17 protein-coding genes are annotated in these 23,916 nt (G+C 74.3%); 10 read left to right on the top strand and 7 right to left on the bottom strand.

Features of this window, described 5'->3' with window-relative positions; translation table 11 throughout:
* Positions 1 to 84: 84 nt before the first annotated feature.
* A complete protein-coding gene (locus tag ABZ862_RS36340; RefSeq protein ID WP_360968191.1) occupies positions 85 to 810 on the bottom strand; it encodes a CBS domain-containing protein in 726 nt (241 codons plus the stop codon).
* A 425-nt stretch (positions 811 to 1,235) separates the two neighbouring features.
* Here ABZ862_RS36340 and ABZ862_RS36345 point away from each other — a divergent pair, with 425 nt between their 5' ends.
* The 4 genes from ABZ862_RS36345 to ABZ862_RS36360 all read left to right on the top strand — a co-directional run bounded on the left by ABZ862_RS36345 (position 1,236) and on the right by ABZ862_RS36360 (position 7,048).
* Positions 1,236 to 2,108, top strand: a complete 873-nt coding sequence (locus tag ABZ862_RS36345; RefSeq protein WP_360968194.1) for a universal stress protein — start codon at positions 1,236 to 1,238, stop codon at positions 2,106 to 2,108.
* Positions 2,109 to 2,172: 64 nt separating this feature from the next.
* Positions 2,173 to 4,551, top strand: coding sequence for a glycosyl hydrolase family 65 protein (locus tag ABZ862_RS36350; protein WP_360968197.1), 2,379 nt, complete (start codon positions 2,173 to 2,175; stop codon positions 4,549 to 4,551).
* A 196-nt stretch (positions 4,552 to 4,747) separates the two neighbouring features.
* Positions 4,748 to 5,569: a universal stress protein gene (locus tag ABZ862_RS36355; RefSeq protein ID WP_360968241.1), complete on the top strand. Its 822-nt coding sequence runs from the start codon at positions 4,748 to 4,750 to the stop codon at positions 5,567 to 5,569.
* Between the two features lie 489 nt (positions 5,570 to 6,058).
* Positions 6,059 to 7,048, top strand: coding sequence for a nitroreductase family protein (locus ABZ862_RS36360; RefSeq protein ID WP_360968200.1), 990 nt, complete (start codon positions 6,059 to 6,061; stop codon positions 7,046 to 7,048).
* 53 nt (positions 7,049 to 7,101) lie between these two features.
* Here the strand turns inward: ABZ862_RS36360 and ABZ862_RS36365 are convergent, their stop codons facing one another.
* From ABZ862_RS36365 to ABZ862_RS36375, 3 genes are all read right to left on the bottom strand, one after another.
* Positions 7,102 to 7,392, bottom strand: a complete 291-nt coding sequence (locus tag ABZ862_RS36365) for a hypothetical protein (protein WP_360968203.1) — start codon at positions 7,390 to 7,392, stop codon at positions 7,102 to 7,104.
* A 172-nt stretch (positions 7,393 to 7,564) separates the two neighbouring features.
* Positions 7,565 to 9,910, bottom strand: coding sequence for a heavy metal translocating P-type ATPase (locus ABZ862_RS36370; protein WP_360968205.1), 2,346 nt, complete (start codon positions 9,908 to 9,910; stop codon positions 7,565 to 7,567).
* An 18-nt stretch (positions 9,911 to 9,928) separates the two neighbouring features.
* Complete coding sequence (locus ABZ862_RS36375; RefSeq protein WP_360968208.1) at positions 9,929 to 10,807, bottom strand: universal stress protein; 879 nt, start codon at positions 10,805 to 10,807, stop codon at positions 9,929 to 9,931.
* A gap of 237 nt (positions 10,808 to 11,044) precedes the next feature.
* Between ABZ862_RS36375 and ABZ862_RS36380 the strand changes: the two genes are divergently transcribed.
* Positions 11,045 to 11,869 (top strand): universal stress protein, encoded by an 825-nt coding sequence (locus ABZ862_RS36380; protein ID WP_360968211.1) that lies wholly within the window; start codon positions 11,045 to 11,047, stop codon positions 11,867 to 11,869.
* A 46-nt stretch (positions 11,870 to 11,915) separates the two neighbouring features.
* Here the strand turns inward: ABZ862_RS36380 and ABZ862_RS36385 are convergent, their stop codons facing one another.
* Together ABZ862_RS36385 and ABZ862_RS36390 are read right to left on the bottom strand one after the other, a co-directional pair.
* Entirely contained in the window at positions 11,916 to 12,545 is a 630-nt protein-coding gene (locus ABZ862_RS36385; protein ID WP_360968214.1) for a TetR/AcrR family transcriptional regulator, read from the bottom strand.
* 240 nt (positions 12,546 to 12,785) lie between these two features.
* Positions 12,786 to 16,805: an acyltransferase domain-containing protein gene (locus tag ABZ862_RS36390; protein WP_360968217.1), complete on the bottom strand. Its 4,020-nt coding sequence runs from the start codon at positions 16,803 to 16,805 to the stop codon at positions 12,786 to 12,788.
* A gap of 456 nt (positions 16,806 to 17,261) precedes the next feature.
* Between ABZ862_RS36390 and ABZ862_RS36395 the strand changes: the two genes are divergently transcribed.
* Positions 17,262 to 17,615: a helix-turn-helix transcriptional regulator gene (locus ABZ862_RS36395; RefSeq protein WP_360968219.1), complete on the top strand. Its 354-nt coding sequence runs from the start codon at positions 17,262 to 17,264 to the stop codon at positions 17,613 to 17,615.
* A 62-nt stretch (positions 17,616 to 17,677) separates the two neighbouring features.
* Here ABZ862_RS36395 and ABZ862_RS36400 read toward each other — a convergent pair whose 3' ends face one another.
* Positions 17,678 to 19,372: a glutamate--tRNA ligase family protein gene (locus ABZ862_RS36400; RefSeq protein WP_360968222.1), complete on the bottom strand. Its 1,695-nt coding sequence runs from the start codon at positions 19,370 to 19,372 to the stop codon at positions 17,678 to 17,680.
* 242 nt (positions 19,373 to 19,614) lie between these two features.
* Here ABZ862_RS36400 and ABZ862_RS36405 point away from each other — a divergent pair, with 242 nt between their 5' ends.
* The 4 genes from ABZ862_RS36405 (at position 19,615) to ABZ862_RS36420 (ending at position 23,838) form a co-directional block, all read left to right on the top strand.
* Positions 19,615 to 20,805, top strand: a complete 1,191-nt coding sequence (locus ABZ862_RS36405; protein ID WP_360968225.1) for an MFS transporter — start codon at positions 19,615 to 19,617, stop codon at positions 20,803 to 20,805.
* Positions 20,802 to 21,719: a TIGR03619 family F420-dependent LLM class oxidoreductase gene (locus ABZ862_RS36410; protein ID WP_360968227.1), complete on the top strand. Its 918-nt coding sequence runs from the start codon at positions 20,802 to 20,804 to the stop codon at positions 21,717 to 21,719. Before ABZ862_RS36405 ends, ABZ862_RS36410 begins: the two co-directional genes overlap by 4 nt.
* A 13-nt stretch (positions 21,720 to 21,732) precedes the next feature.
* Positions 21,733 to 22,701 carry a LysR family transcriptional regulator gene (locus ABZ862_RS36415; protein ID WP_360968230.1) on the top strand — a complete coding sequence of 323 codons (969 nt, stop codon included), beginning with the start codon at positions 21,733 to 21,735 and terminating at the stop codon, positions 22,699 to 22,701.
* A 180-nt stretch (positions 22,702 to 22,881) separates the two neighbouring features.
* Entirely contained in the window at positions 22,882 to 23,838 is a 957-nt protein-coding gene (locus tag ABZ862_RS36420; RefSeq protein WP_360968233.1) for a DMT family transporter, read from the top strand.
* Positions 23,839 to 23,916 lie beyond the last annotated feature (78 nt).

Here is a 23,916-nt window from a genome sequence, read left to right on the forward strand (position 1 = left end):
CTCCTTCCGAAGCCGGGCCCGCGGGCACCGCCGAGCGGACCCGGCCCCCGCACGCTCAGCGCGTACGGGCTCGCACCGTATGGTTCACAGCTTGTTCAGCCATCCGTCCGCGACACCGTGCAGTGCCTGCTCGGCCGGCTGGAGACGGGCGTCGTCGAACCGGTACGTCAGATGGTCGACGACGCCGACCACGCCGTCCACGCGGGCCGTCATCGCCGCCGCGATCGTCTTCTCGCTGCGCCGCTCCAGACGCCCCACGAGGGTCACCACTCCATCTTGCACGGTGACCGTCACACCGCGCGGCGTCAGCCACAGCGTCTCGACGAACACCCGCTGCTCGACGTCCCCGCGGATCTCCTCGTCGTCGCGCCGGAACACGCCCAGCAGGTCGGAGCGGGTCACGATGCCCACGAGACGGTCCGCGTCGTCCAGCACCGGCAGCCGTTCCACCCCGTGCCGGGCCATCAGCCGGGCCGCCTCACGGACCGTGTCGTCGGCGCGTACCGTCACCGCGGGCGCCGTCATCAGCCCACCCGCCGTGCGGGCACTGGTCTTCGTGTGCTCCGTCCGGCCCCGGCGGGTCAGCCGCCGCAGCCAGCCGGCCGCCGGTGCGGGCTCCTGCGGTTCCCGCGCCTGCCGCAGCATGAGGTCGGTCTCCGACAGCACCCCTACGACCCGGCCTTCGTCGACCACCGGGAGCCCGCTGATACGGTGCGCACCGAGCAGCCGCGCCACCTCCTTGAAGGGGGTGGCGCGATGCGCGGTGACGACGTTGTCGACCATCACATCGGCGACCTTCGTGGGCTTCATGACGGATCCTCCTCGACGACAGGCGGGCCTGCCCGTGCCGGTCCTCCGTGCCTGTCGCACCATCACTGTCCGGCCCCGACGGTGCTTACCCCAGGGGCTGAACGGGCAGCTTCCGGGACCAACGGCCCGCACGTCCCGGACATTCGGCCCTGGTGCCGAAGGGCCTGTCCGGTACAGGTCCGCGCGCGCCCGTACGGGTGATCCTGCGCCCGCCTGCGGCGGTCCATGCGGGCCGAACGTCCCCGCCGGGGGCCGAACCTCCCCTCACCGCCACCGCGCCCGGATGTCACCGTGAGGGTGGAGCCCCGTGCCCCCGGCACTCCACGACCCGGCACTCCACGGCCGGCGGCGGACCGCCCGGGCACCCCCGGCCCCGGCATGTCCCGGCCCAGCACTTCCCCGGCCCCCGGAAGGCAGTGGGAACCATGGATCAGCCACTCGTCGTCGGTGTCGACGGCTCCGCGTCGAGCCTCAGGGCGGTCGACTGGGCGGTGGACGAGGCGGCCCGGCACGGACTGCCGCTGCGCCTGGTCCACGGCTCCCTCTGGGAGCGCTACGAGGGGGCCCTGCCACCCGGCGAGCTGTCCTTCGGACCGCTGCCGGGGCCGTCCGCCGAGCAGGAGGCGGCGCGCATCGTCGTCACCGCCGCGGCCGAGCGCGCCCGCCGCCGCGACCCCGCGCTGAAGGTCTTCCCCGAGATCGTCCCCGACGAGCCGGCCGACGCCCTGCTGCGCGCGGGGCACGACGCGTTCGCCGTGGTCACCGGCTCACGCGGGCGTGGCGAGCTGACCGGTCTGCTGCTCGGCTCGGTCGGCCTGGCCGTCGCGGCCCGCGCGCACTGCCCGGTGGTCGTCGTACGCGGCGACCGCACCGGACTCACCGGCGGCCACGAGCGGATCCTGCTCGGCGCAGGCGACCCCGCCACCGGCGCCGAGGCCGCCCGCTTCGCCTACCGCGAGGCCGCCGCCCGCGGCTGCGCCCTGGACGCCGTACGGGCCTGGCGGCGCCCCGCGTACGACAGCGCCGAGACGGCCGGCTACCACCAGGAGCGGGCCTCCGCCGTACTGCAGGCGCTGCTGCACGACGCGGCCGACGGGCACCCCGGGGTACGCGTGTGCCGTGCCACCGTGGAGGGACCGGCCCGCAAGGTGCTGCTGAACCGGTCGGCCGCCGCCGACCTGGTGATCATCGGCGCCCAGCGCCGCTACGGCCACTTCGGGCTGCAACTGGGCCGGGTCGGGCACACCCTGCTGCACCACGCGTACTGCCCGGTCGCCGTGGTACCGCAACTGGTGTGACCGTACGTCCGGTGTGACCGTGGTTCCGGTACGCACGCCGCCCGCGCAGGGGAGGACCGTCGCAGTGAACGACTGGATCTGGGAGTACGAGGGCTACGACCCCGTCGACGAACGGCTGCGGGAGTCCCTGTGCACGCTCGGCAACGGCTATTTCGCCACCCGCGGCGCCCTGCCCGAGTGCGACGCCGACGACGTGCACTACCCGGGCACCTTCGTCGCGGGCTGCTACAACCGGCTCACCTCCGCCGTCGCCGGCCGCCGCGTCGAGAACGAGGACATGGTCAACCTGCCCAACTGGCTCCCCACGCGGTTCCGGCCGGCCGGCGGGTCCTGGCTCACCCCCGACACGGCGAGCGTGCTCGACCACCAGCTGCTGATCCACCTGGCGTCGGGGCTGCTGGAGCGGCGCACCCGTTTCGGGCTCGGGCCGGGCCGGTCGCTCACCGTGCGCCAGCTGCGGCTGGTCCACATGCTCGACCCGCATGTGGCCGCGCTGCGCACCGAGTTCACCACCGAGGGCTTCTCCGGCACCTTCGAGGTGGAGTCCGCCCTCGACGGCGGCGTCCGCAACGCGGGCGTGCCCCGCTACCGCGACCTGGACGGCGGCCACCTCACCCACGTCCACACCGGCGCGGAGGGCGCCGGCGGCGGCACGGTCTGGGTACGCTGCCGCACCCGTACCTCCGACATCCGCGTCGGCATGGCCGCCCGGCTCACCGCCGACGTGCCCGTCACCGCCGCCGTCGACGACGGTCCCCGTGCCGTGCAGCGTCTCACCCTCGCCCTCGCCGACGGCCGCACCGCCACCGTCGACAAGTGCGTCGCCCTGCACACCTCCCGCGACCCCGCGATCAGCGATCCGCTGTACGCCGCCGTCGACCGGGTCGGCCGCGCCCCCGGCTTCGACCTGCTCCTCGACGACCACATCACCGCCTGGGACCAGCTGTGGCGCCGCGCCGAACTCGACGTACCCGGCGAGGCGGGCCAGATCCTGCGGCTGCACCTCTTCCACGTCCTGCAGACCCTCTCCCCGCACACCGCCGACCTCGACGTCGGCGTACCCGCCCGCGGACTGCACGGCGAGGCCTACCGCGGCCACGTGTTCTGGGACGAGCTGTTCGTCCTGCCCTACCTCAACCTGCACTTCCCCGAGGTCTCCCGCGCCCTGCTGCGCTACCGCCACCGCCGCCTCGAACAGGCCTGCACCAGCGCCCGGGGGGAGGGCCGCAGAGGTGCCATGTACCCCTGGCAGAGCGGCAGCGACGGCCGTGAGGAGACCCAGCAGCTGCACCTCAACCCCAAGTCCGGCCGCTGGCTGCCCGACAACTCCCGGCTCCAGTTCCACGTCGGCTCGGCCATCGCCTACAACGTCTGGCAGTACTGCGAGGCCAGCGGCGACACCGAGTTCCTGCACACCAAGGGTGCCGAGATGCTGCTGCAGATCGCCCGTTTCTGGGCCGACGCGGCCGTCTACGACGAGAGCCTGCGCCGCCACCGCATCAAGGGCGTGGTCGGTCCCGACGAGTACCACGACGCCTACCCCGGCGCCGTACGCCCCGGCCTCGACGACAACGCGTACACCAACGTCACCGCCGCCTGGGTGCTCGGCCGGGCCCTGGAACTGCTGCCCGCCCTGCCCGAGCCGCGCCGCCGTGAACTCGTCGAGCGCACCGGCCTCGACGCCGGGGAGCTGGAGCAGTGGGAGGACGTCTCCCGCACCCTGCACGTGCCCTTCCACGCCGGTGTCATCAGCCAGTTCGAGGGCTACGGCGACCTCGCCGAACTCGACTGGGACGGCCTGCGCACCCGCCACGGCGACATCCGCCGCCTGGACCGGATCCTCGAGGCCGACGGCGACACCGTCAACCGCTACCAGGCGTCCAAGCAGGCCGACGTGCTGATGCTCGGCTACCTGTACTCCCCGGCCGAGCTGAGTGCCCTGTTCACCCGGCTCGGACTGCGGCTCGACGACGACACCTGGCACCGCACCGTCGACTACTACCTGCGCCGCACCAGCCACGGCTCCACCCTGAGCGGCCTCGTCCACGGCTGGGTGCTGGCCCGGGCCCGGCGCGCCGAGGCGTGGAAGTTCTTCCAGGAGGCCCTGCAAGGGGACATCGCCGACGTCCAGGGCGGCACCACCGGCGAGGGCATCCACCTCGGCGCCATGGCCGGGACCGTCGACATGGTCCAGCGCGGACTGACCGGACTGGAGACCCGCGGCGGCGCCCTGTGGCTCGACCCGGTCCCGCTGCCCGAGCTGTCGTCGTACTGCTTCACGATGCGCTACCAGGGCCACTGGGGCGTACGGCTGAGGCTGAGCCGGGGCAAGATCGAGGTCGCCGTACCGGCGTCCGACGCGTCCCCCATCGACGTACGGCTGCCCGGCGCCGAGGTCAGCCTCGAGCCGGGGGAGGTCCGGCTGCTGCCGCTGGCCGACTGACGTTCTTGCGGCGGAAGCGACCGGAATCCGGCGGTCTTCCGGTCCGGGCGCCCGCGATCCCGTGTTCTTCCGGCCGGATTCCGGCGGGCAGGGGCCGGTCGGTCCCGCGCGGGGCGCCTGGCGGCCCATACCGGGCGCAGGGCCGCGGAGCGACCCTGACGGTGTCGAAGGAGACACTACGGCGGAGGTGGCAGCCATGCTCGCGCGGGTGATTGCTGGGGTGGACGGGTCCACCGAAAGTCTCGCGGCCACGGAGTGGGCCGCCCGCGAGGCCGAACGGCGCGGCCGGCCGCTGCGCCTGGTGTACGCCTGGACCAGGCTGCCGCGCAGCGGCGAGCACGAGTCCGCCGGAGCGGTGGAACGCTATCTGGGCCGCCGGATGCTGCGCGGCGCCGAGGACCGCGTCCGCACCACGCACCCCGGCCTGCCCCTCGACGACCGGCAGATCGAGGGACCCGCGGCGCCGGTCCTCACCCACGCCGCCGGACCCGCCGACCTGCTCGTCCTCGGCTCCCGCGGACACGCCGGACGGCTCACCGGTCTGCTGCTGGGCTCCGTCTCGCGCGGTGTCCTGGGCAGGGCCACCCGGCCCGTCGTCCTCGTCCGCGCCGGTCACCGGGCCGGGACCGACGGCCGCCGTGACGTGGTCGTCGGCCTGGACGCCGCCGACATCTCCGAGGACGTCCTCGCCTTCGCCTTCGAGGCCGCGCACCTGCGGCAGACCCGGCTGCACGCCGTGTACGCGAGCCCGGCGCCCGGCACGGCGGACGACCTGCACCGGGTCCTCTCCGACACGCTCCACCGCTGGCGGGACAAGTACCCCGACGTGCCCGTCGTGGAGACGGTGACCGCCGGGCGGGCCCGCACCGAACTGCTCCGCGCGGCAGCCGACGCGGCCCTCCTGGTCGTGGGCCACCGCCGCAGCCCGCACCACCTGCGCCCCCGCACCGGCCGGGTCACCCAGGCGGCCGTCGTCCACGACCCGGGCTGCCCGGTGGCGATCATCCCCCACGACTGACCCCTCCGGCCGCCCCCTCCCCGCCCCCCGGCGGGCAGCCCCCGGCCGCGACCGGCCCCGCCCTCCCGACACCCACCCGCGCGCGGCCCCCTCCCCGGTTCCGGGGATCCTCAGGGCGGTACGGGCGGGTGCCAGGGGCGACCCGCCGCGGGCCGGCCCCTCGTCACCGCCGGGCAGCTCCCGGCCCCGGCCGGCCCTGCCCCCCCGGCACCCACCCGCACACGGGCCCCTCCCGGGTTCGGGGGGATCCGCAGGGCGGTGCGGGTGGGTGCCGGGGGCGACCCGCCGCGGGCCGGCGCCCCCGGCACCGGTGGTGAGACCTCCCCGTCCCGGACCACGCCACCCGCGCCCGGCCCCTCACCCGGTGAGCCGCGCGCCGGAGATTCGTCACGCCCGAGCGCAATCGCCCGTGATGTACTGGTACCGGCACGAAACGACCGCCCGGCGCGACCCGCCCCGGTCCCCGCCCGGCCCGAGGGGAGGTGCGCCATGCAGGCGCAGCCACTCGACACGACGACCGTCACCGGCCTGGTCGCCGCCGCCACGGCCGCCCCCTCGCTGCACAACGCCCAGCCCTGGCGCTTCCGTTACCGCACCGCCACCGCCGTCTTCGAGCTGCGCCCCGACCTCAGCCGCGCCATGCCGCGCACCGACCCCGACCACCGCGGCCTCCACCTCGGCTGCGGTGCCGCGGTGTTCAACCTGCGCGTCGCCGCCGCGCACGCCGGACTGCACACGGACACCCGGATCCTCCCGGCCCCCACCGACCCGATGCTGCTGGCCACCGTCACCGTGACGGGCAGCGGCGCCGCCGACGCCGGACTGGCCCGCCTCCAGCCCGCCGTCGCCCGCCGCCACACCAGCCGCCACCCCTTCGAGGACCGGCCCGTCCCCGGCGGTCTCGCCCACGAACTCGCCGGGGCCGCCCGGCAGGAGGGCGCCCAGCTCGACTTCCCCGACCTCTGGCACGTGGAGGCCCTGCTCGACCACATCCACGACGTGGAAGGCCGTGACAGCCTGGACCCGGAACGCTACGAGGACGTCCGGCACTGGACCCGGGTCGGCGAGCAGAACACGGCCGCCGTCGACGGCGTCCCCGACTACGCGTTCGGACCGCGCCGTACGGGCGGCCGTGCCCCGGTACGCGACTTCGCCGACGGGCGGCACGACCTCGCCGGCCGCCCCGGCGCCGTCTTCGAGACCGCCCCGAACCTCGCCCTGCTGGGCACCCGCCAGGACCATCCCGCCGACTGGCTGCGCGCGGGCCAGGCCATGGAGCGGATCCTGCTGCTGGCCACCCTGCGCGGTCTGGCCACCTCGCTGACCTCGCACTCCCTGGAACGCCACGACCTGCGCGAACTCGCCCGGGACCCCGAGTCGTCCATGGGCTACGTCCAGATGGTGCTGCGCCTGGGCTACGGCCTCCCGGGCACCGCCAGCCCCCGGCGCCCGGTGACGGACGTCCTGGAGATCGACTGAGGAAGCGGACCGGACCGGCAGGCGGACCGGCCGAGGGGACGGAGGGGCCGCCGTCAGTGGGAGGTGTCCAGCGACTGCGCGGCCAGTTCCTTCATCCGGGTCTTCTTCGCCCGCAGCCGGCCGCCCTCGGCCAGCCACCGGCGCCGGGCGAGCGGACGCCAGCGGCTCGGCTCACGCCGCTGCCAGTCCCGCAGCGCGATCACCGCGCACGCGTCCTCGACCACCAGCATCATCACCGTCGGCAGCCGGAGGGCGGCCTCCACTCCCACGGTGCGTTCCGCGTACGGCAGATGCACGACCGTCGCGGGACGCCCGCACGACCGGCGGGAGGGAACCGTGCTCATGGCTGACCACCTCCGGGAGACCCGCCGCACGCCACGCTGCGCCACGGCACGGGTTCGCGGACATGCTGGTGCCCCCACCGGCCCCCCGCCCACGGGTCGTACGGCCCGTGCCGAGGACCGTCGGCCCCTGGAAATCCCCCCGCGGCCGTGCAGGTCCGCACGGGGCACCCGGTCAGGGTGCGAGGGAGAAGTAGTTCTCCTCCTCCTGGATGAAGTGCAGGCGCAGCACGGTGTGCAGCCCGTAGAGGCTGGCCCGCAGATCGTCGATCTGGTCGGCGGCCAGGGAGCCGTCCGGGCCGGTGAGAGCCAGATGGGTGGTGATCCGGCGGGCCAGACGGTCGATCTCGGCATGGGCCCGGCTCATCGTGGCGGTCGCCTCGGGCCCGCCCAGCGGGGGCGCGAGCGCGGGGTACAGCTCGTGCTCCTCGGCGTGCTCGTGCGGCAGCAGCCGCTCGGCGAGCAGCCGGTCGACCTCCTTCACCGCCCGCAGGGCGTCGGGCTGCGGACCGTCCGTGAGCCGGTCGGCGGCGTCCCGCACGGCCTCCAGGACGTCCTGCAGATCGTCGTGCTCGGCGGCGAAGCGGTGGATGAGGGCCTCGGTCGCCGGTTCGAGCGCGGGCCGCGCCGTACGGTCGCCGCGCAGGGCGCGCAGGGCGTTGAGGATGACGGCGGCGTCGATGGCCTCCTGGAGCAGCGCGCCCGCCGCGGGCGGCAGCAGCCCGAACGCGGCCGCGACCATCGCGCCCAGTGACATGATCATGCCGCCGAGGGCGCTCTGCACCGCGATCCGCCGGGCCCGTACGGCGATGGTGACGGCGTCCGCGAGCCGGTCCACCCGGTCGGTGGTCAGGACGATGTCGGCGGCCTCGGAGGACGCGGTGGAACCGCGCGCGCCCATCGCCACGCCGACGTCGGCGGCGGCCAGCGCGGGCGCGTCGTTGACGCCGTCGCCGATCATCACGGTCGCCGCCTTCCCGGCCGGGCCGCGTTCCGCTCGTACCGCGGCGACCTTGTCGGCGGGGGAGAGCCCGGCACGCACGTCGTCCAGGCCGAGCACCGCGCCGACCTCGCGGGCGGGCTCGGGCCGGTCGCCGGTGAGCATCACCAGGCGCTCGATGCCCGCCGCGCGCAGCCGCCGCAGGGTGCGGGGCGCGTCCGGGCGCAGCGGATCGCGCAGCAGCACGGCACCGGCCGGTCCGCCGTCCACGGTGAGCCAGACGACCGTGGCGCCGTCCAGCATGGCCCGGTTGTCGGCGGCCCGCGCCCAGGCGGGGAGCCGGGTGCCGGGAGCGAGCCGGCCGACTCCCGTGCGGCGGCCCGCGACGGTGCCGGTGGCACCCCGGCCGGGCTCCTCCGTCACGTCCTCGGGCACGGACAGCGTCAGCCCCCGCTCACGCGCCGCGTCGACCACGGCCCGCGCCAGGACGTGCGGCGAGTACTGGTCCACGGACGCGGCGAGCCGCAGCACCTCGGACGCCTGCAGGCCCGGCGCGGCCACCACGTCCAGCACCCGCGGCCGGCCCCCGGTCAGTGTGCCGGTCTTGTCCATCAGCAGGGTCCGGGCGTGCCCCAGGTTCTCCAGCGCCCCGCCGTCCCGGATCACCACGCCCAGCCGCGACGCCCGTGACAGCCCCGACACCACGGCCACCGGCGCCGCCAGGAGCAGCGGGCACGGTGTGGCGACCACCAGCACCGCCACCGCCCGTACGGCGGAACCGGACACCAGCCAGGCCAGCGCGGCGGCCGCCACGGACAGCGGGAGGAACCAGGCCGCGTAGCGGTCGGCCAGCCGCACCACGGGCGCCGACTCCGCGCCGGCCTGCCGGGCCAGCCGTACGATCTCGGCGTAGGTGCTGTCCTCCTCGGTGGCCGTGGCCCGCAGCTCGAAGGCACCGCCCGCGTTGACGACGCCGCTGCGCACGTCCTCGCCCTCCGGCCGCCGCACGGTCAGGGACTCGCCGGTGAGGACCGACTCGTCGAGCACGGCCGTCGCGCCGGTGACCCGCCCGTCCACCGGGACGACCTCACCCGGGCCCACCACCAGCAGATCGCCCACGGCGACCTCGGCGAGCGGCACGGTCACGACCTCCGTGCCGGACCGCCGCCGGGCGCTCCGCGGGGCGTGCTCCAGCAGGGCCCGCAGATCGTGGCTCGCCCTGCGCTGCGCGGCGGACTCCAGGGTGCGGCCGGTGGCCAGCATCAGCGCGATCAGGGCACCGGCGAGATACTCGCCGACGGCCAGCGTGCCGCCGAGCGCGAGCACCGCGATCAGGTCGACACCCGCGTGCCCCTCGTGCAGGGCGTGCAGCACCCAGCCGACCGAGGGTCCCACGGCGGCCACGGTGCCGATCGCCCAGGACAGATCGGCGAGCGTGTCCGCACCCGCCAGCCAGAACACGATGCCCGCGAGCAGCGCCAGGGTGGTGACGGCCAGCAGCAGCGGTTCCAGCCGCGGCGGCCACAGCCGGCCACCGGGCTCCTTCGCACGCGGCTCCCGCACGGGGGTCACGGAATCCATCTCGGTCTCCTCGGCCGCTCAGTCGTGCGGAACCACGGCCACGGGACACGGCAGATGGTGCAGTGCCGCGTGCGCGACGGGCCCCAGTTTCCAGGGATGGTGCACGGGGTTGCGGTGCCGTCCCACGACGGTCAGCCGGCTGTGTGCCGAGGCGGCCAGCAGCACCTGCGCCGCGGACCCCACGACCACCTCCTCCGTCACCGGCACGTCGGGGAACTTGGTGCGCCAGGCCGCCAGCGCGGCCGTGAGCACGGCACGCTGCGCCTCCTCGTCGGCGTCCTCCGGGCGGGCCGGGCGGCCGCCCGGAGGCACGGCGAGCGGCACGGCCCGTACGGCGCGCACGCGGTCCCCGTGCGTCCGGGCCCGGCCGAAGGCGAACTCCAGCAGGGTGTCCGAGCCGGCGCCGATGTCCTGGACCCCGACGACGATCTCGTCGCGCCCGTCCGCCGCCGGGTGCCCGAAGCCGGTCTCCACGGCCGGATCACCGGCGCGCACGGTGACGGCCGGGCACGGCGTGAGACCGAGCACGTGCAGACTGATCGAGCCGAGCAGGAAACTCGTCACGGAACCCAGCCCGCGCGAGCCCAGCACCAGCAGCGACGCCGTACGGGCGAGCCCGAGCAGAGCCGGCGCGGCGGGCTCCGGCACCAGTTCCGTGGTCACGGCCAGACCGGGGTGGCGGTGCAGCAGCTCGGCCTCGGCGCGCCGCAGCACCTGTCCGCCGTAACGCTGTTTGGCCAGGGCCTCCTGGGCGATCGGCACGTCCAGCGGCTGGGTCGTCCAGGAGTGCAGCAGCAGCAGCGGCAGCCGCCGGTCAGCGGCCTCGCGCGCGGCCCACCAGGCGGCCGTCACGCTCGCGGGCGAGCCGTCGAGCCCTACCACCACGGGGCCGGTCATGGCACACCTCCAGGTCGGGCGCGGCAGCCGGGCCCGCCGCTGCCGCGCGGGTCCGTCCTTCCGCCGCGCGGGTCCTTCCCTCCCTTTACTTCAGAGTCGTCCGCGCCGCCCCCGGCCGGGAGGGCCGGTCGGTGCGTCCTCGGGCCCGGACGGCCCAGTGCGGCCGTCCGGTCGCCGACGGACGCTGGACGGCGGACGCCAGGCGGGCACCGCCCCGCCGAGAGGGGAGCAATGGCCATGAGCGGTCAGGTCACGGCGGGTCCCGTGGTGGTGGGAGTGGACGGCTCGCCGTCGTGCCTCGCCGCCGTGGAGACCGCGGCACGTGAGGCCCAGCGGCGCGGCGTACGGCTCCAACTGGCGCACGCCCTGTCGTGGACGGGCCGGAGCGCCCCCGGGGTGGCCCCCTGGGACCCGGACGGCGCCGACGTACGGGAGCAGGTGAACGGCGCCCTCACCCTGGCCGAGGGCCGCGCCCGGCGTGTCGCGCCGCAGGTGGCCATCACCCGCGAGGTCCTGGTCGGCGAGCCCGGCACGGTCCTGGAGTCCGAGTCCCGTACCGCCTCGCTCACCGTCGTCGGCAGCAGCCCGCCGAGCCCGCTGCGCGGTCTGCGGCACATGTCCGTCGCCGGGCACCTCACCGCGTACGGCCGCGGCCCGGTGCTCGTGGTGTGCGGCAGGCCCACCCGGACCGGGCCCGTGGTGCTCGCCGAGGACGGCACCCCGGGGGTGCGGGCGGCCGCGGAGTTCGCCTTCGCCGAGGCGTACGAGCGCGGCGCGGACCTCGTCGTCCTGCACACCCGCACCGAGCGCCGCCGCTCCGGGACCCCGGCGCCCGGCTCCGACCTCACCGGCCTGGTGAAGAAGTACCCGTACGTCACCGTCCGCTCCCGCTGGATCCGCCACCGCCCGCACCGCGCCCTGATCGACGCCAGCGCCGGCGCCCGGCTCCTGGTCCTCCCCGCCCGTCCCCGCCACACCCCGGCCCTCCCCGGCACCACCGACCACGCGGTCCTGCGCCGCGCGCTGTGCCCGGTGGCGGTGATCCCCGGCCGCCCGCAGTGACGGGAGACAGGACCCGTGGCCGGGCCGCCGTGGCCGGGGACTCCGGTCAGTTGCGGGAGGCGGCGATCCCGTGGAGCACCATGCCGCACAGGACGTTCAGTTCCTCACGCAGGTCGAGCGACCGGTCGTTCTGCCGGGACCAGCGGTAGAGCGTGCCGAGATAGCCGTCCCGCAGCAGACAGCCGGCCTGCCGGGTGTCGACCCCCGGGGCGATCTCGCCGCGTCCCTTGGCCGTCTCCAGGATGTCGCTGAAGATCCGCGCGGCGAACGGTTCCTCCTCCATGGGGCGACCCGCCTTCACCCAGGCCGTGAGCATCACCTGGGTCACGTCGCGTTCGGTCTCGTTGATGTGGGCCAGCGCCTGCATACATCGTTCCAGGGACAGCAGGACGGAGTCGGGACCGTGCTGTGCCGCCGCCTCGAGCTGGTCCCGCAGCCGTGACCTCCGGCGCTCGCCCCAGGTGTCGATCAGGTCTTCCTTGCGCTGGAAGTAGTTGAAGAAGGTGCGGCGGGCCACGTCGGCCTCCTCCGCGATCTCGTCGACGGAGGTCTGCTCGTACCCTTTCTCGGTGAAGAGCTTCAACGCGGCGTCGTAGAGGCGGTTCTTGACACGTACCTTGTTGCGCTCACGGCGACCGATCGGCTCTGCCGACGGGTTCACGGATGCATCGATCATTGCCGCTCCTGTTCCAGGCGGGCCCCCGTCGTGTCGCCTCCCGTGCTCCCCTCGTCACGTGGGAGCTCGCCGGCCCTCTGGTCTGCGAGTACGGGAAATCTTTGTATCACAGTGCATAAATGCCTGTCAGTTCACCTTACGGTCGGTGGCCGATCGGTGAACGTGGCCGGAGCGGTCCGGCCGGCCGTGCGGACCGCTCCCCCGTACGGCCGTACGGACACCCGTCCGGCCGTACGGCGCTCACATCGTCAGCTGCCGTGCGCTCTCGGTGCCCACGAGCCTGTTCAGGGATATCTCGATGCCGTGGTCCAGGAGTTCCTTGCGCAGCTGATGTGCCATCAGGGAGTCGAGACCGTAGTCCCGCAGCGCGCGGTGCTCGTCGATCTGCTCGGGAGGCATGCCGAGCAGCCGTGCGGCGCTCCGTACGAGGACCTGCCCGACGGGAGCCTCCGCCGGGCAGGGCGGCTCGGCGACTTCCGAGGGGGCGGGGTCCGGCGCGGTGGGAACGGGTGCCGCCGGCCACGCGGGGACGGGTGCGAAGTCGGGTGAGGCCAGCAGGCCGGTCAGCCAGCCACCGACCGAACTCTGTCCGGCGACCACGGCGCGGCTCGCCAGCCGGGCCGCCGTGCCGCGCAGTTCCGCGGCGGTCCCGGGCAGCCGGTCCACCAGAGCGGGCAGCCCCGTCGGCAGGGAAGGCAGCCGGGAGGCGACTTCGGGCCATCGGTGAGCCAGTGCGGCGAGCTGTCCCGACCGGGCGGGCAGCGGGCCGCGGTCCTGTGCAGGTTCCGGCCACCGGCGCAGCGCGACGGCGCGGAATTCGGCCAGCACCCGTCCGCCGGGCGCCGCCACCGTCACGTCGGCCGTGGCCGTCGCGCCGTCCGGGGCGGCCGAGAACGTCGCGTGCACCCAGAACTCCTCGGGCAGATCGGCGACGATCCGCGTGTGCCCGAACGAGACGGGCCGGTACAGGGCGCCGGACGGCACGGCGGCCAGCAACGGCAGCAGGCAGGTCTCCCACACCGCGTGCCGGGGCAGCTCCGGCCGGTGCAGCAGCGCGACCGCCTCGCCGTCACCCCGCCACAGAGTATGTACCGTACGGAAGGACGGTGCGATCTCGTACCCTTGTCCCTCCAGGTGCCCGAAGAATTCCGGCCCCGACCAGCAGACCCGGCAGCGGGCGAGGGCCGGATGCGCGTCGAAGACCGCCGGTGTGCCCGCGGCCGGCCGTACCGAGGCGGTCAGGCATGTGGTGCCCGGCTGCTCACCGGGGCCGTCCGGCACGGCCCGCACCGTCGCCGTGTGTCCTCCGTCCGCGGCCGGGCCGAGCACGGCGCGCAGCAGTACCCGGCCACCGCGCGGTACTTCGGTCCAGGCGCCGCCGACCATGGCGTCCGCTATGAGCACCTCGGAGCCGAGACCCGCCGCGCGGGCCGCGTCGTGCAGGACGGCGAGGTGGACCACGGGCGGTACGGGCGCGAGACCCCGGACCCGTACCCCGGTCGCGCGCTCGTCCACCGGGAAGTGGCCGGCGCCCTCGGCGTGTCCCCGGGGCGGGTGAGCGGCGGAGCCGGCTTCGGTGAGCCGCAGGTGCTGCTCGTCCCACCGGTAGTGGGGCAGCGGGACGTGCGGGGCGGAGCTGCCGAACCAGCGTCTCCAGTCCACCCGGCCCCCCTCGGCGAAGCAGTGGCCGAGCGCCCGCGTCAGGCTCTCCTGTTCGTCCTGCTGCCGCCGGGTGGAGCCGGCGACGGCACCGGCGGCACCGGCGTCGTCGAGGGTGGCGCACACCGCCGGGCCGAGCACCGGGTGCGGGGCCACCTCCACGAAGACGGACTCGGCCTCCTCGGCCAGGTGCCGGACGCTCTCCCGGAAACGAACGGGCTCGCGCAGGTTGCTCATCCAGTAGGCCGCGTCCAGTTGCGGCCCGTCGATCTCGCGGCAGAACACGGACGAATACATCGGCACACGGGGAGTGCGGGGAAGCAGGCCGGCGAGTGCCGCCGCGAGAGGAGCGCGCAGCGGGTCCATCATGGGCGCGTGCGATGCGACGTCCACCGGGACCGTACGGTGGAACACACCCCGCTCGGCGAGGACGCCGGCGACGCGTTCGAGGACGGCACGGTCACCGGCCAGCACGGTGGAGTCCGGGGCGTTCTCCGCCGCCACGCACAGACCGGGCCCCTCGGCCAGGACGAGGTCGCGTGCGGCGGCACCGGACAGTCCGGTGGCGAGCATGCCGCCCCTGCCGGACAGCTGCCCCATGAGTCTGCTGCGTCTGCAGATCACGGCGGCGGCGTCGGCCAGCGACAGGGCACCGGAGACGCCGGCCGCGGCGGCCTCCCCCATGCTGTGGCCGAGGCAGACGTCGGGGGTGACGCCCATCGCCCTCCAGTGTGCCGCCAGCGCCGTCTGCACCGCCCACAGCACGGGCTGCACGACGGCGACATCCGCCGGGAACTCCGTTTTGGCCTCGGTCAGCACGTCGATGACGGACCATCCGGTCTCGCCGCGCACCGCGGCGTCACACTCCCGCAGGGCATGCCGGAAGGCGGGTGAGGACGCCATGAGCGTGCGGCCCATGCCCGCCCACTGCGACCCCTGGCCGGGGAAGACGAACACGGTACGGCGTCCCGGGCCGTAACCGGCCTCTCCCGTGCCCGCGTTGTCCACCGTACGGTCCTCCGCCACGGCCCGCAGGCCCGCCGCGAGTTCGTCGTGACCGGAGCCGGTCACCCACAGCCGGTGGGGGAGAGGTTCGCGCCGCAGCGCGGCGGTGGCGCAGATGTCCGCCGGGCTGTGGGCCCGGCCGGGGCCGTCGGGGCCGAGGTGTTCCGCGTAGGCGGCGGCCAGCCGGAGCAGCGAGCGCCGGGAGCGGGCGCTCAGCACCAGCAGATGAGGGCTGCGCCTCGTGAACGCCGCGGAGCCGTCCCGGCCGGGATCCGGCTGCGGCGTGCCCCGGCCGGGACGGTGGGCGCCCACCACCACATGGGCGTTGGTGCCCGACAGGCCGAACGAGCTCACGCCCGCGAGCGCTCTGTCGCCGGCCGGATCCAGCGGGGTGTTGGCGGTGACGACCTCGACGGGCATGTCGTCACGGGTCAGCAGGGGGTGGGGCCGCCCGGCGTGCAGGGAGGCGGGGATCGTCCTGTGCCGGACCACCAGCACGGCCTTGATGAGACCGGCGATCCCGGCGGCGGCCTCGGTGTGGCCGATGTTGCTCTTCACAGAGCCGGTGAGCAGCGGCCGGGCCGGTGCACGGCCGTCCCGCACCGCCTCGGCGAGGGCCGTCAGCTCGACGCCGTCGCCGACCGCCGTGCCCGTGCCGTGGGCCTCCACGTAGTCGAGGGAGGCCGGTTCGACACCGGCCTCCCGGCACGCGGCCCGTACCGTGTCCACCTGGCCCGGGACGGCGGGCTTCAGCGGCAGCCCGCTGCCGCGCCCGTCGTTGACCGCGGCGCTGCCGTGCAGCACGGCGAGAACGCGGTCGCCGTCACGTTCGGCGTCGGCGAGCCGTTTGAGCAGGACCACGCCGGCGCCCTCGCTGCGGACGAAGCCGTCGGCGTTCTCGGCCCCGAACTTGCAGCGCCCGTCGGGGGAGAGCATCGACGCCTGCGAGTACGCGACGGCGTCGTACGGGGAGAGGATCACATTCACGCCACCCGCGATCGCGAGGGTGTTCTCGCCGGACAGCAGACTCTGCCGTGCCATGTGCACGGCGACCAAGGACGAGGAACAGGCCGTGTCCACGACCAGGCTGGGTCCGTGCAGGTCGAGAGCGTAGGAGATGCGGCCCGTGGCCATGGAGCGCAGATGGCTTCCCGTCGCCTCGCGCAGCGAGTGCCGTTCGAGATCACCGTGCCGGGCGTATTCGGCGGTCGCCTGTCCCACGTAGACGCCGGTGCGGCTGCCGGCCAGGGCGGAGGGCACGATGCCCGCGTCCTCCAGCGCCTCCCAGACGACGGTGAGCAGCAGCCGGTGCTGGGGGTCGAGAGTCACGGCCTCGGACGGGGCGATGCCGAAGAACGCAGGGTCGAAGGCGAAGGGGTCGTCGAGGAAACCGCCGAACCGGGACACCGTCCTGCCCGGGGTCCCGGGCACCGCGGAGTGGCAGGCGTCCACATCGAAACGGTCCGGTGGGACCCGGGAGACGGAGTCGGTGTTCGCCAGGAGGTTGTGCCAGTACTCGTCGACCGACGCGGCGTGCGGGAAACGGCATCCCATGCCCACGACGGCGACCGCGGAATCCTGATCAAGAGCAGCCATGAAAAAGACCCATCTGCGAAATGGACGGATGACCGAACCGGTACGGAGAGATATACGGGTCTCGCAGCGGGCATTCTGATGCAAAAATGCATCGCAGGTCAATGTTGCCTTCAAGGATTTGTTTGCACTGTAACGAACGGCAGTGTACGGGCGTTATGTCGTTTTTGTGATTGCTCTGCGGTGGCTCTGTGGTTGCTCTGCGGGTCCGCGGGGACGCGCCGTGTGACGTATGTCACTCAAACTTGAACTGCCGGGCAAACTTGCATCGTAATGTAAGAAAGATTGTCACTCGATCAGAAGGCGGTCACCGTGCGATTTCTCGTCAGCCGCGTGTTCAGTGACGACGGCCGATTACCGCGACTCCGGGCGGCTCATCGGACGTACTGGCTGCACCTCTCCCAGCAGAGCGTGCTGGTGGGCGGGGGGACGTGGGAGGAGGGGTGCAAGGAGGTGCTGGTGATCAGAACGAAGGACCGGGCCGCTCTGGACCGCGTGCTCGACGCCGATCCCTACACCGTCGAACGGCTCGTCCTCGCCACCACCGTCCAGGGACTGGACGACCTGGTCGGCGCCGGGGAACGAGCCGGGCCCGCGACCGCCACGGAGCCGGCCGACCGGCTGAGCGCCCACGAACGGAGAGTCGCCCAGATGATGCTCGCCGGGCTGACCAACCGTCAGATCGCGGAACGGTTCACGGTGTCGCAGCGCGCGGTCGAACAGCACATCACCCGCATCTACCGCAAGCTGTGTATCAGCCGGCGCGCCCAGCTGGCGGTGGCCCTGCGTCCCGAGCGCATGCCCGCGGGCTGAGCGCGGCGGTCCCGGAGCGCGGGCGGGCGGGGGCCGTGCGCCGCCGCCCGCCCGCCGCCCGGTCAGCCGGGGCGGCCACGGCCGCCCCGGCCCGCGGGGGACACGTCCCCCGCGGGAGCGAGCACGGTGAGCCGGCGCAGCACCTCCCGCCGGCCGAGAACCTGGGCCACCTGGAACAGATCAGGGCTGCGGCGGCTGCCGGTGAGACACACCCGCAGCACGTCGGCCACGTCCCGGACCGAACCGCGGTAGGCGCCGGGCGCCGTGCGGAAGGTGCGTGCGTCGGGTGCGAAACCATGCCGTCCGGCCACGGCGCGCACCACGGCGAACCAGTCGTCCGGCGGCCCCTCGTGCCGGTAGTCCGCGGCCAGTTCCGAGGCGAGGACCGCCACCACCGGTCCGGGCAGGCCGCCGAACCGGGGATCGTCGGGCCGGTCCGCGACGACGTGCAGCCCCGGGAAGAAGAAGCCGTACGCCGCTCTGAACTCCGACCAGCACGCCAGGTCCTTGCGCGGCGTCCCGGTGCCGCGCCGTGCCATCTCGAACGCCGCGAGGGCGGTGTCCGGCCGGTCCCGCAGCCCAGCGTGCAGCCCGCTGTCGTGCCGGGACGCCCACGCGGCCAGCTGCCGGAGGGCCTCCTCGGGCGTCAGCGAGGCGATGTACTCGCGGCTGAGGGACCGCAGCCTGGCCAGGTCCACCATCGGCCCCGCGGTGCCCATCTCCGCCAGCCGCAGCGGCTCGGCCAGCGCTCCGGCCGTCGGCAGTCCGGCCAGGCGGCTGTTGGCGAGTCCGCGCAGATAATGCCCCACGGCCGCGGCGGGATACCCGGCGGCCGCGTAGAACCAGGCCGCCGACTCCGGGTCCCTCCGCTTGCTGAGCTTGCGCCGCCCGGCACCGTCGAGCTTCATCAGCGGTGCTATGTGCGCGTACTCGGGAGGCCGGAAGCCCAGCGCCCGGTGCACCTGGCGGTGCAGCGGCAGCGAGGAGATCCACTCCTCGCCCCGCACCACCAGGTTCACCCTCATCAGATGGTCGTCCACCACGTGCGCCAGGTGGTACGTCGGCAGCCGCCGCCCGTCGGTGTCCGCGGACTTCAGCAGCACGGTGTCGTTCCCGTTGTCCAGCATCGTCAGCGGCCCCCGGACCAGGTCGCGGAACCGTACCCGCCCCGGCAGCCCCACGGGGCAGCGCAGCCGCACGGTGTACGGCTCGCCGGCCGCGATCCGCCGCCCGGCATCCCGCGCGGACAGCGAGCGGCACCGGGCCCACTTGCCGTAGTAGCCGAGCGGTGAGCGGGAACGCCGCTGCTCGCGTGCGTTGTCCTCCAGGCGTTCCGCGGAACAGAAGCACGGGTAGGCCCGCTGCTCACGGGCCAGTTCCCGTACGTACGACAGATAGACGGCCTCCCGTTCCGACTGCCGGTAGGGTCCCCAGGGATCCCCCGGTCCGCCCTCGTCCGGCTCGAGGCCGAAGTAGCGGAAGACCCGGGCGAACTCCTCGGCGGCGCCCGCCACCTCACGCTCCTTGTCGGTGTCCTCCACCCGCACCAGGTACACCCCGCCGGAGCGGTGGGCCAGGTCCCTGGCCAGCGTCGCCACATACAGGCCGCCCAGATGGACCGCGCCGGTGGGGCTGGGCGCGAACCGTGTCACCAGGCCCTGCGGCGGCAGTCCGCGCGGCGGGTAGTGCCGTTCCCAGTGGGCGGGCGGGAGCAGATCGGCGGGGAACCAGGAATCGACGATCTCTAGGTCCTGCACGGCTCATCCTTCCGTCGCGTTGCCTCGGTACGGCCGGCCGCCCGACGGGCCGCGGCCGCGTCGGGACGCGACGGGCCGCGGCCGCGTCGGGACGCCGACGTTAGGGGGCCGTGCCCGGCGTGCGGCCGTCCGCGGGGACCGGGAGTGCGGGAACCCGTACCGGCGGGCGGCCCCGGTGCCCCTCGGTGCCGGTCCCCGCGTGAGGCTTGAGCCACCGGGAGCCGGACGAAGGGGGAGACATCGTGCTGCGCGTGCTGCTGCTCGCCGTCGGGGCGCTGGCTGTGGGGACCGACGCCTATGTGACGGCGGGACTGCTGCCCGCGATCGGCGCGGACCTGCACGAGCCGGCCTCCGTGACGGGACAGCTCGTGACGGTCTTCATGCTCTGCTACGCGCTCCTCGCGCCCCTGGCGGGCGCGGCGCTCGCGCGGTGGAGCGTGCGCCAGGTGCTGGTCGGGGCTCTCGGCCTCTTCTGCCTGGGCAACGGGGCGAGCGCGATGGCGCCGTCGCTGTCCGTGCTGATGGCGACGCGTGCTCTGGCCGGGGTGGCAGCCGGGGTGTTCGTACCGGTCGCGGCGGCCGCCGCCGCGGCGCTGGGCGGCCCCCGGCGCCGGGGCCTGGCGCTGACCGTGGTCCTCGGCGGCCTGAGCTCGGGCACGGTGGCAGGGGTGCCTGCCGGACTGTGGCTGGCAGGCCGGGCCGACTGGCGGGCGGCGCTGTGGCTGGTGACGGCGATCGGCGCCGCGGCCCTCGTCGGCTGTCTGACGCTGCTGCCCGAGGTGCACGGCGCCGCGATGCCCGGGCTGCGCGAACGCCTGGCACAGCTGGGGGACCGCCGGGTCGGGACCGTGGTGGGGGCCACGTTTCTGCAGACCGTGGCCAGCCTCGGCCTCTACACCTACCTGCTGCCGGTGCTGGACGGGGCCGGTCTCACCGCGCACCGGACAGCACTGTGGCTGTGGGGCGCGGGCGGAGTCACGGGCAGCTTTCTCGTCGGGCCCCTGCTGGACCGCACCGGACGGCCGCGCGCCCAGGCCGCGCTGCTGCTCGCCGCCCTGGCGGTGTGCCTGGCCCCGCTGTCCCTGGTCAGCGGTACGGCCGTTCTCGCCCTGCTGGTGCTGTGGGGCGCCGCCGGCTGGGCCTTCGTGGTGCCGCAGCAGCATCTCCTGCTGGGGCTCAGACCGTCCGGCGGCGCGGCCGTCCTCGCGCTGAACAGCTCGGCCACCTACCTGGGCGGGTCGGTCGGCACCGCGCTCGGTGGGGCCGTGCTGTCCGCGGGGATCGCGCCGGGTGCCCTGCCGCCGCTGGCCGCCACCGTCGCCGCGGCGGCCTGCGTCCTGCATCTGTCCGGCCGGCGCACGACCGGCCTGCCCCGAGCGGCCCCGGACGCACGCCCGTGTCCGGAGTCCGACCGAGAACGGAGACCCGCATGAAGTTCGGAGCGAACCTGCCCAACTACGGCCCGGCGACCACGCCCGCGAGCATGCTGCAGTGGGCCCGGCGGCTGGAGGGCCTGGGATATCACCAGCTCATGGTGTCCGACCACGTGGCGCTCACACCGGATGTCCAGCACCTGTTCCCCGCCCCGTTCTACGACCCGTTCACCGTGCTCGCCTGGCTGGCGGGCGTCACGGACCGTGCGCGCCTCGGCACGACGGTGACCGTCCTGCCGTACCGGCACCCTCTGCTGGTGGCGCGGCAGGTGGCGGGCATCGACCGGATCAGCGGCGGCCGGTTCGTCTTCGGGGCCGCCGCGGGCTGGGCGCCCGGTGAGTTCGCCGCGGTCGGCGTGCCGTACGCCCGCCGGGGTGCCCGCAGTGACGAGTACCTGCGGGTGATGAAGGCGTTCTGGACGCGGGACGTGATCGCCCACGACGGCGAGTTCGTCAGGTTCGGCCCCGTGCACACCGGACCGCGACCGGTGCGGCCGTCCGGCCCCCCGGTCTGGATCGGCGGGCACAGCCCGGGCGCCCTGCGGCGGGCGGTGCGCCACGGCGACGCCTGGCATCCCACCTCGGTCACTGCCGACTGGCTGGTGCACGCCGGGCTGCCCGCGCTGCGCGACACGGCCAAGCGGCTGCACCGCCCCGTTCCCGCGCTCGCCCCGCGGATCAAGCTGAGAGTGACCCCCCGGCCGCTGGCGGGCGCACGGGTGCTCGGCGAGGGGAGTCTCGACCAGATCCGCGACGACCTCGCGCTGCTCGACCGGCTGGGTGCCGACACGGTCGTGCTCGATCCCACCTTCCCCGCGCAGGTGCGCACCTCCGCACAGGCCGACGCCGATCTGGCCGCGTTCGAGCTGCTGGCCGAGGAGGTGATCGACCTGGAACACGAACGGCTCCGCTGACGTTGCGTCACGTATGGGAACTGAGACGGGTACTGCGCGAGCCAAGCCGTACGGAACCGACCTGGATCTGCGCAAGCTGCGGGTGCTGCTGGAACTGGACCGGCTCGGTACGGTCAGCGCGGTCGCGGCCGCGCTGCACCTCACCCCTTCGGCCGTCTCGCAGCAACTGGCCGGACTCGCCAGAGAGCTCGGGGTGCCGCTCACCGAACCCGCCGGACGCCGGCTGCGGTTGACCGGAGCGGCGAAGGTGGTGCTCCGGCACGCCGAGGAGATCTTCGCGAGCATCGACCGGCTGCACCGAGCCGTCGCCGAACACCGTGACGGCGAGCGGGGCGAGGTGTCCGTGTCCGGGTTCGGCACCACCCTCGCGCCGCTCATCCTGCCGGCCGCAGGCATCCTCAGCCGGCGGCTGCCGGGGATGCGCACGACGCTCGCGGAGGTGGACCCGCCCGCCAGCTTCGAGATGCTCCAGCAGGGCCGCACGGACGTGGTCGTCGCCGTGGAGTCACCCACCGCGCCGGTCCGCGACGCGCGCTTCGACAAGCATCCCCTCATGACGGAGGTGTTCGACGTGGCGCTGCCCGCGGAACACCGGCTGGCCCGGGTGCCCTCGCTGAGACTCGGGGACCTCGCCGGGGAGGCATGGATCTTCGCCACGGTCGGCATGTGCCAGGAAATTCCCCTCGCCGCCTGCGCGGCCGCCGGTTTCACGCCACGGGCCACCCACGTCATCGGAGACTGGGACGCCACCTTCGCGGCGGTCCGTCAGGGCCTGGGCATCTGCCTGGTGCCGCGCCTGGCCCGCAGGGCGTCGCAGCCGGGTGTCGTGCTGCGGCGGTTCGACGACGCTCCCGGGCGGACCGTGTTCGCCGCGGTGCGCAGCGGCAGCGGCGGGGTCCCGCAGATCGAGGCCGTGCTGGAGGCGCTGGCAGAGGCAGCCCGTATCACTGAATCGAAGATCAATATGGCTTGTGAGGCGTAAACGCTAAGGCGATACGGCGTGCCGGTTGATGTATCCCATGTTTCAGCCGGCCTTCACATTCATCGGAAAAATCATTTGCTGGACGCCGGCGACGGCGCGGGCGACGCTCTTGAAGCGGTTGAACGCCTCTTCCGTCCTCCCCCTGTCCTCCGCTGTCTTCCATGAATGCGAGGGTCCGTCATGAAATCGGGCGCGCTGCTGCGACTGTCCGGCCTGAGCCTGCTGTGGGGTTCGGTCTTCCTCTGGATCAAGATCTCCGGGCGGGGCTTCTCGCCCGTGGAGATGGTGTTCGTACGGCTCGTCCTCGGCGCGGCCGTGCTGCTGGCCATCGGCCTGGGCAGGGGACAGCGTCTGCCGCGGGACAGGCGGGTGCTCGGGCATCTGGCCGTCGCCGCGCTGCTCGGCAACACCGTTCCCTGGCTGCTGTTCGCCCAGGGCGAGATCGACGGCTCCAGCAACGTCGCCGGCATCGTCAGCGGCACCGGCCCCGTCTGGACCCTGGGCGCGGCCGTCCTCCTCGGCACGGAGAAGCGGCTCGGTGCCGCCCGGATGTGGGGCATGGCCGTCGGGCTGCTCGGCGTGGTGCTCGTGGCCGCTCCCTGGAACCCCGGCACCCATGCCTCCACCAGCAGCATCGTGTGCTTCGTGCTCGGCGCCGTCAGCTTCGGCAGCAGCTTCGCGTACATCGGCCGCTTCCTCGCCAACCGGGGGATCCCCGTCTTCATGCTGGCGGGCGGGCAACTGGGCATCGCCGCGGTCCTCACCCTGGCCGCCGTGCCCTTCCTCGGCCTCGACCCCGTGCGGTGGCGTACCGACTCCGTCGTCGCCCTGATCGTGCTGGGCGTGGTGTGCACCGGCTTCGCCGTGCTGCTCAACACCGTGATCATCACCAAGGACGGTCCCGCGGCCGCCGCGACCGTCATCTACCTCATGACCGTGGTGTCCGTGGTCCTGGGCGCGGCCGTCCTCGGTGAGTCCCTCGCCTGGACGGTTCTGCTCGGCACGGCGGCGGTACTCCTCGCCATCGCGCTGCTGCGCCGCAAACCCGCCCCGGAGCCCGCCCCCGCGACGGATGCCGTCCCCGCACCGGCCGACAGCGGGCCCGCCCGGAAGGCCCCCGTCACCGGAACCCGGTGAGGCCGGGGCTCCCACCGCCTCGGCGGGACGGAGGCAGGTGACGACCAGGTCCGGGACGGCCGTCCCGGACCGAAGAGC

The organism is Streptomyces sp. NPDC047000, from assembly GCF_040644295.1.
In the GTDB taxonomy this organism is placed as follows: Bacteria; Actinomycetota; Actinomycetes; order Streptomycetales; family Streptomycetaceae; genus Streptomyces.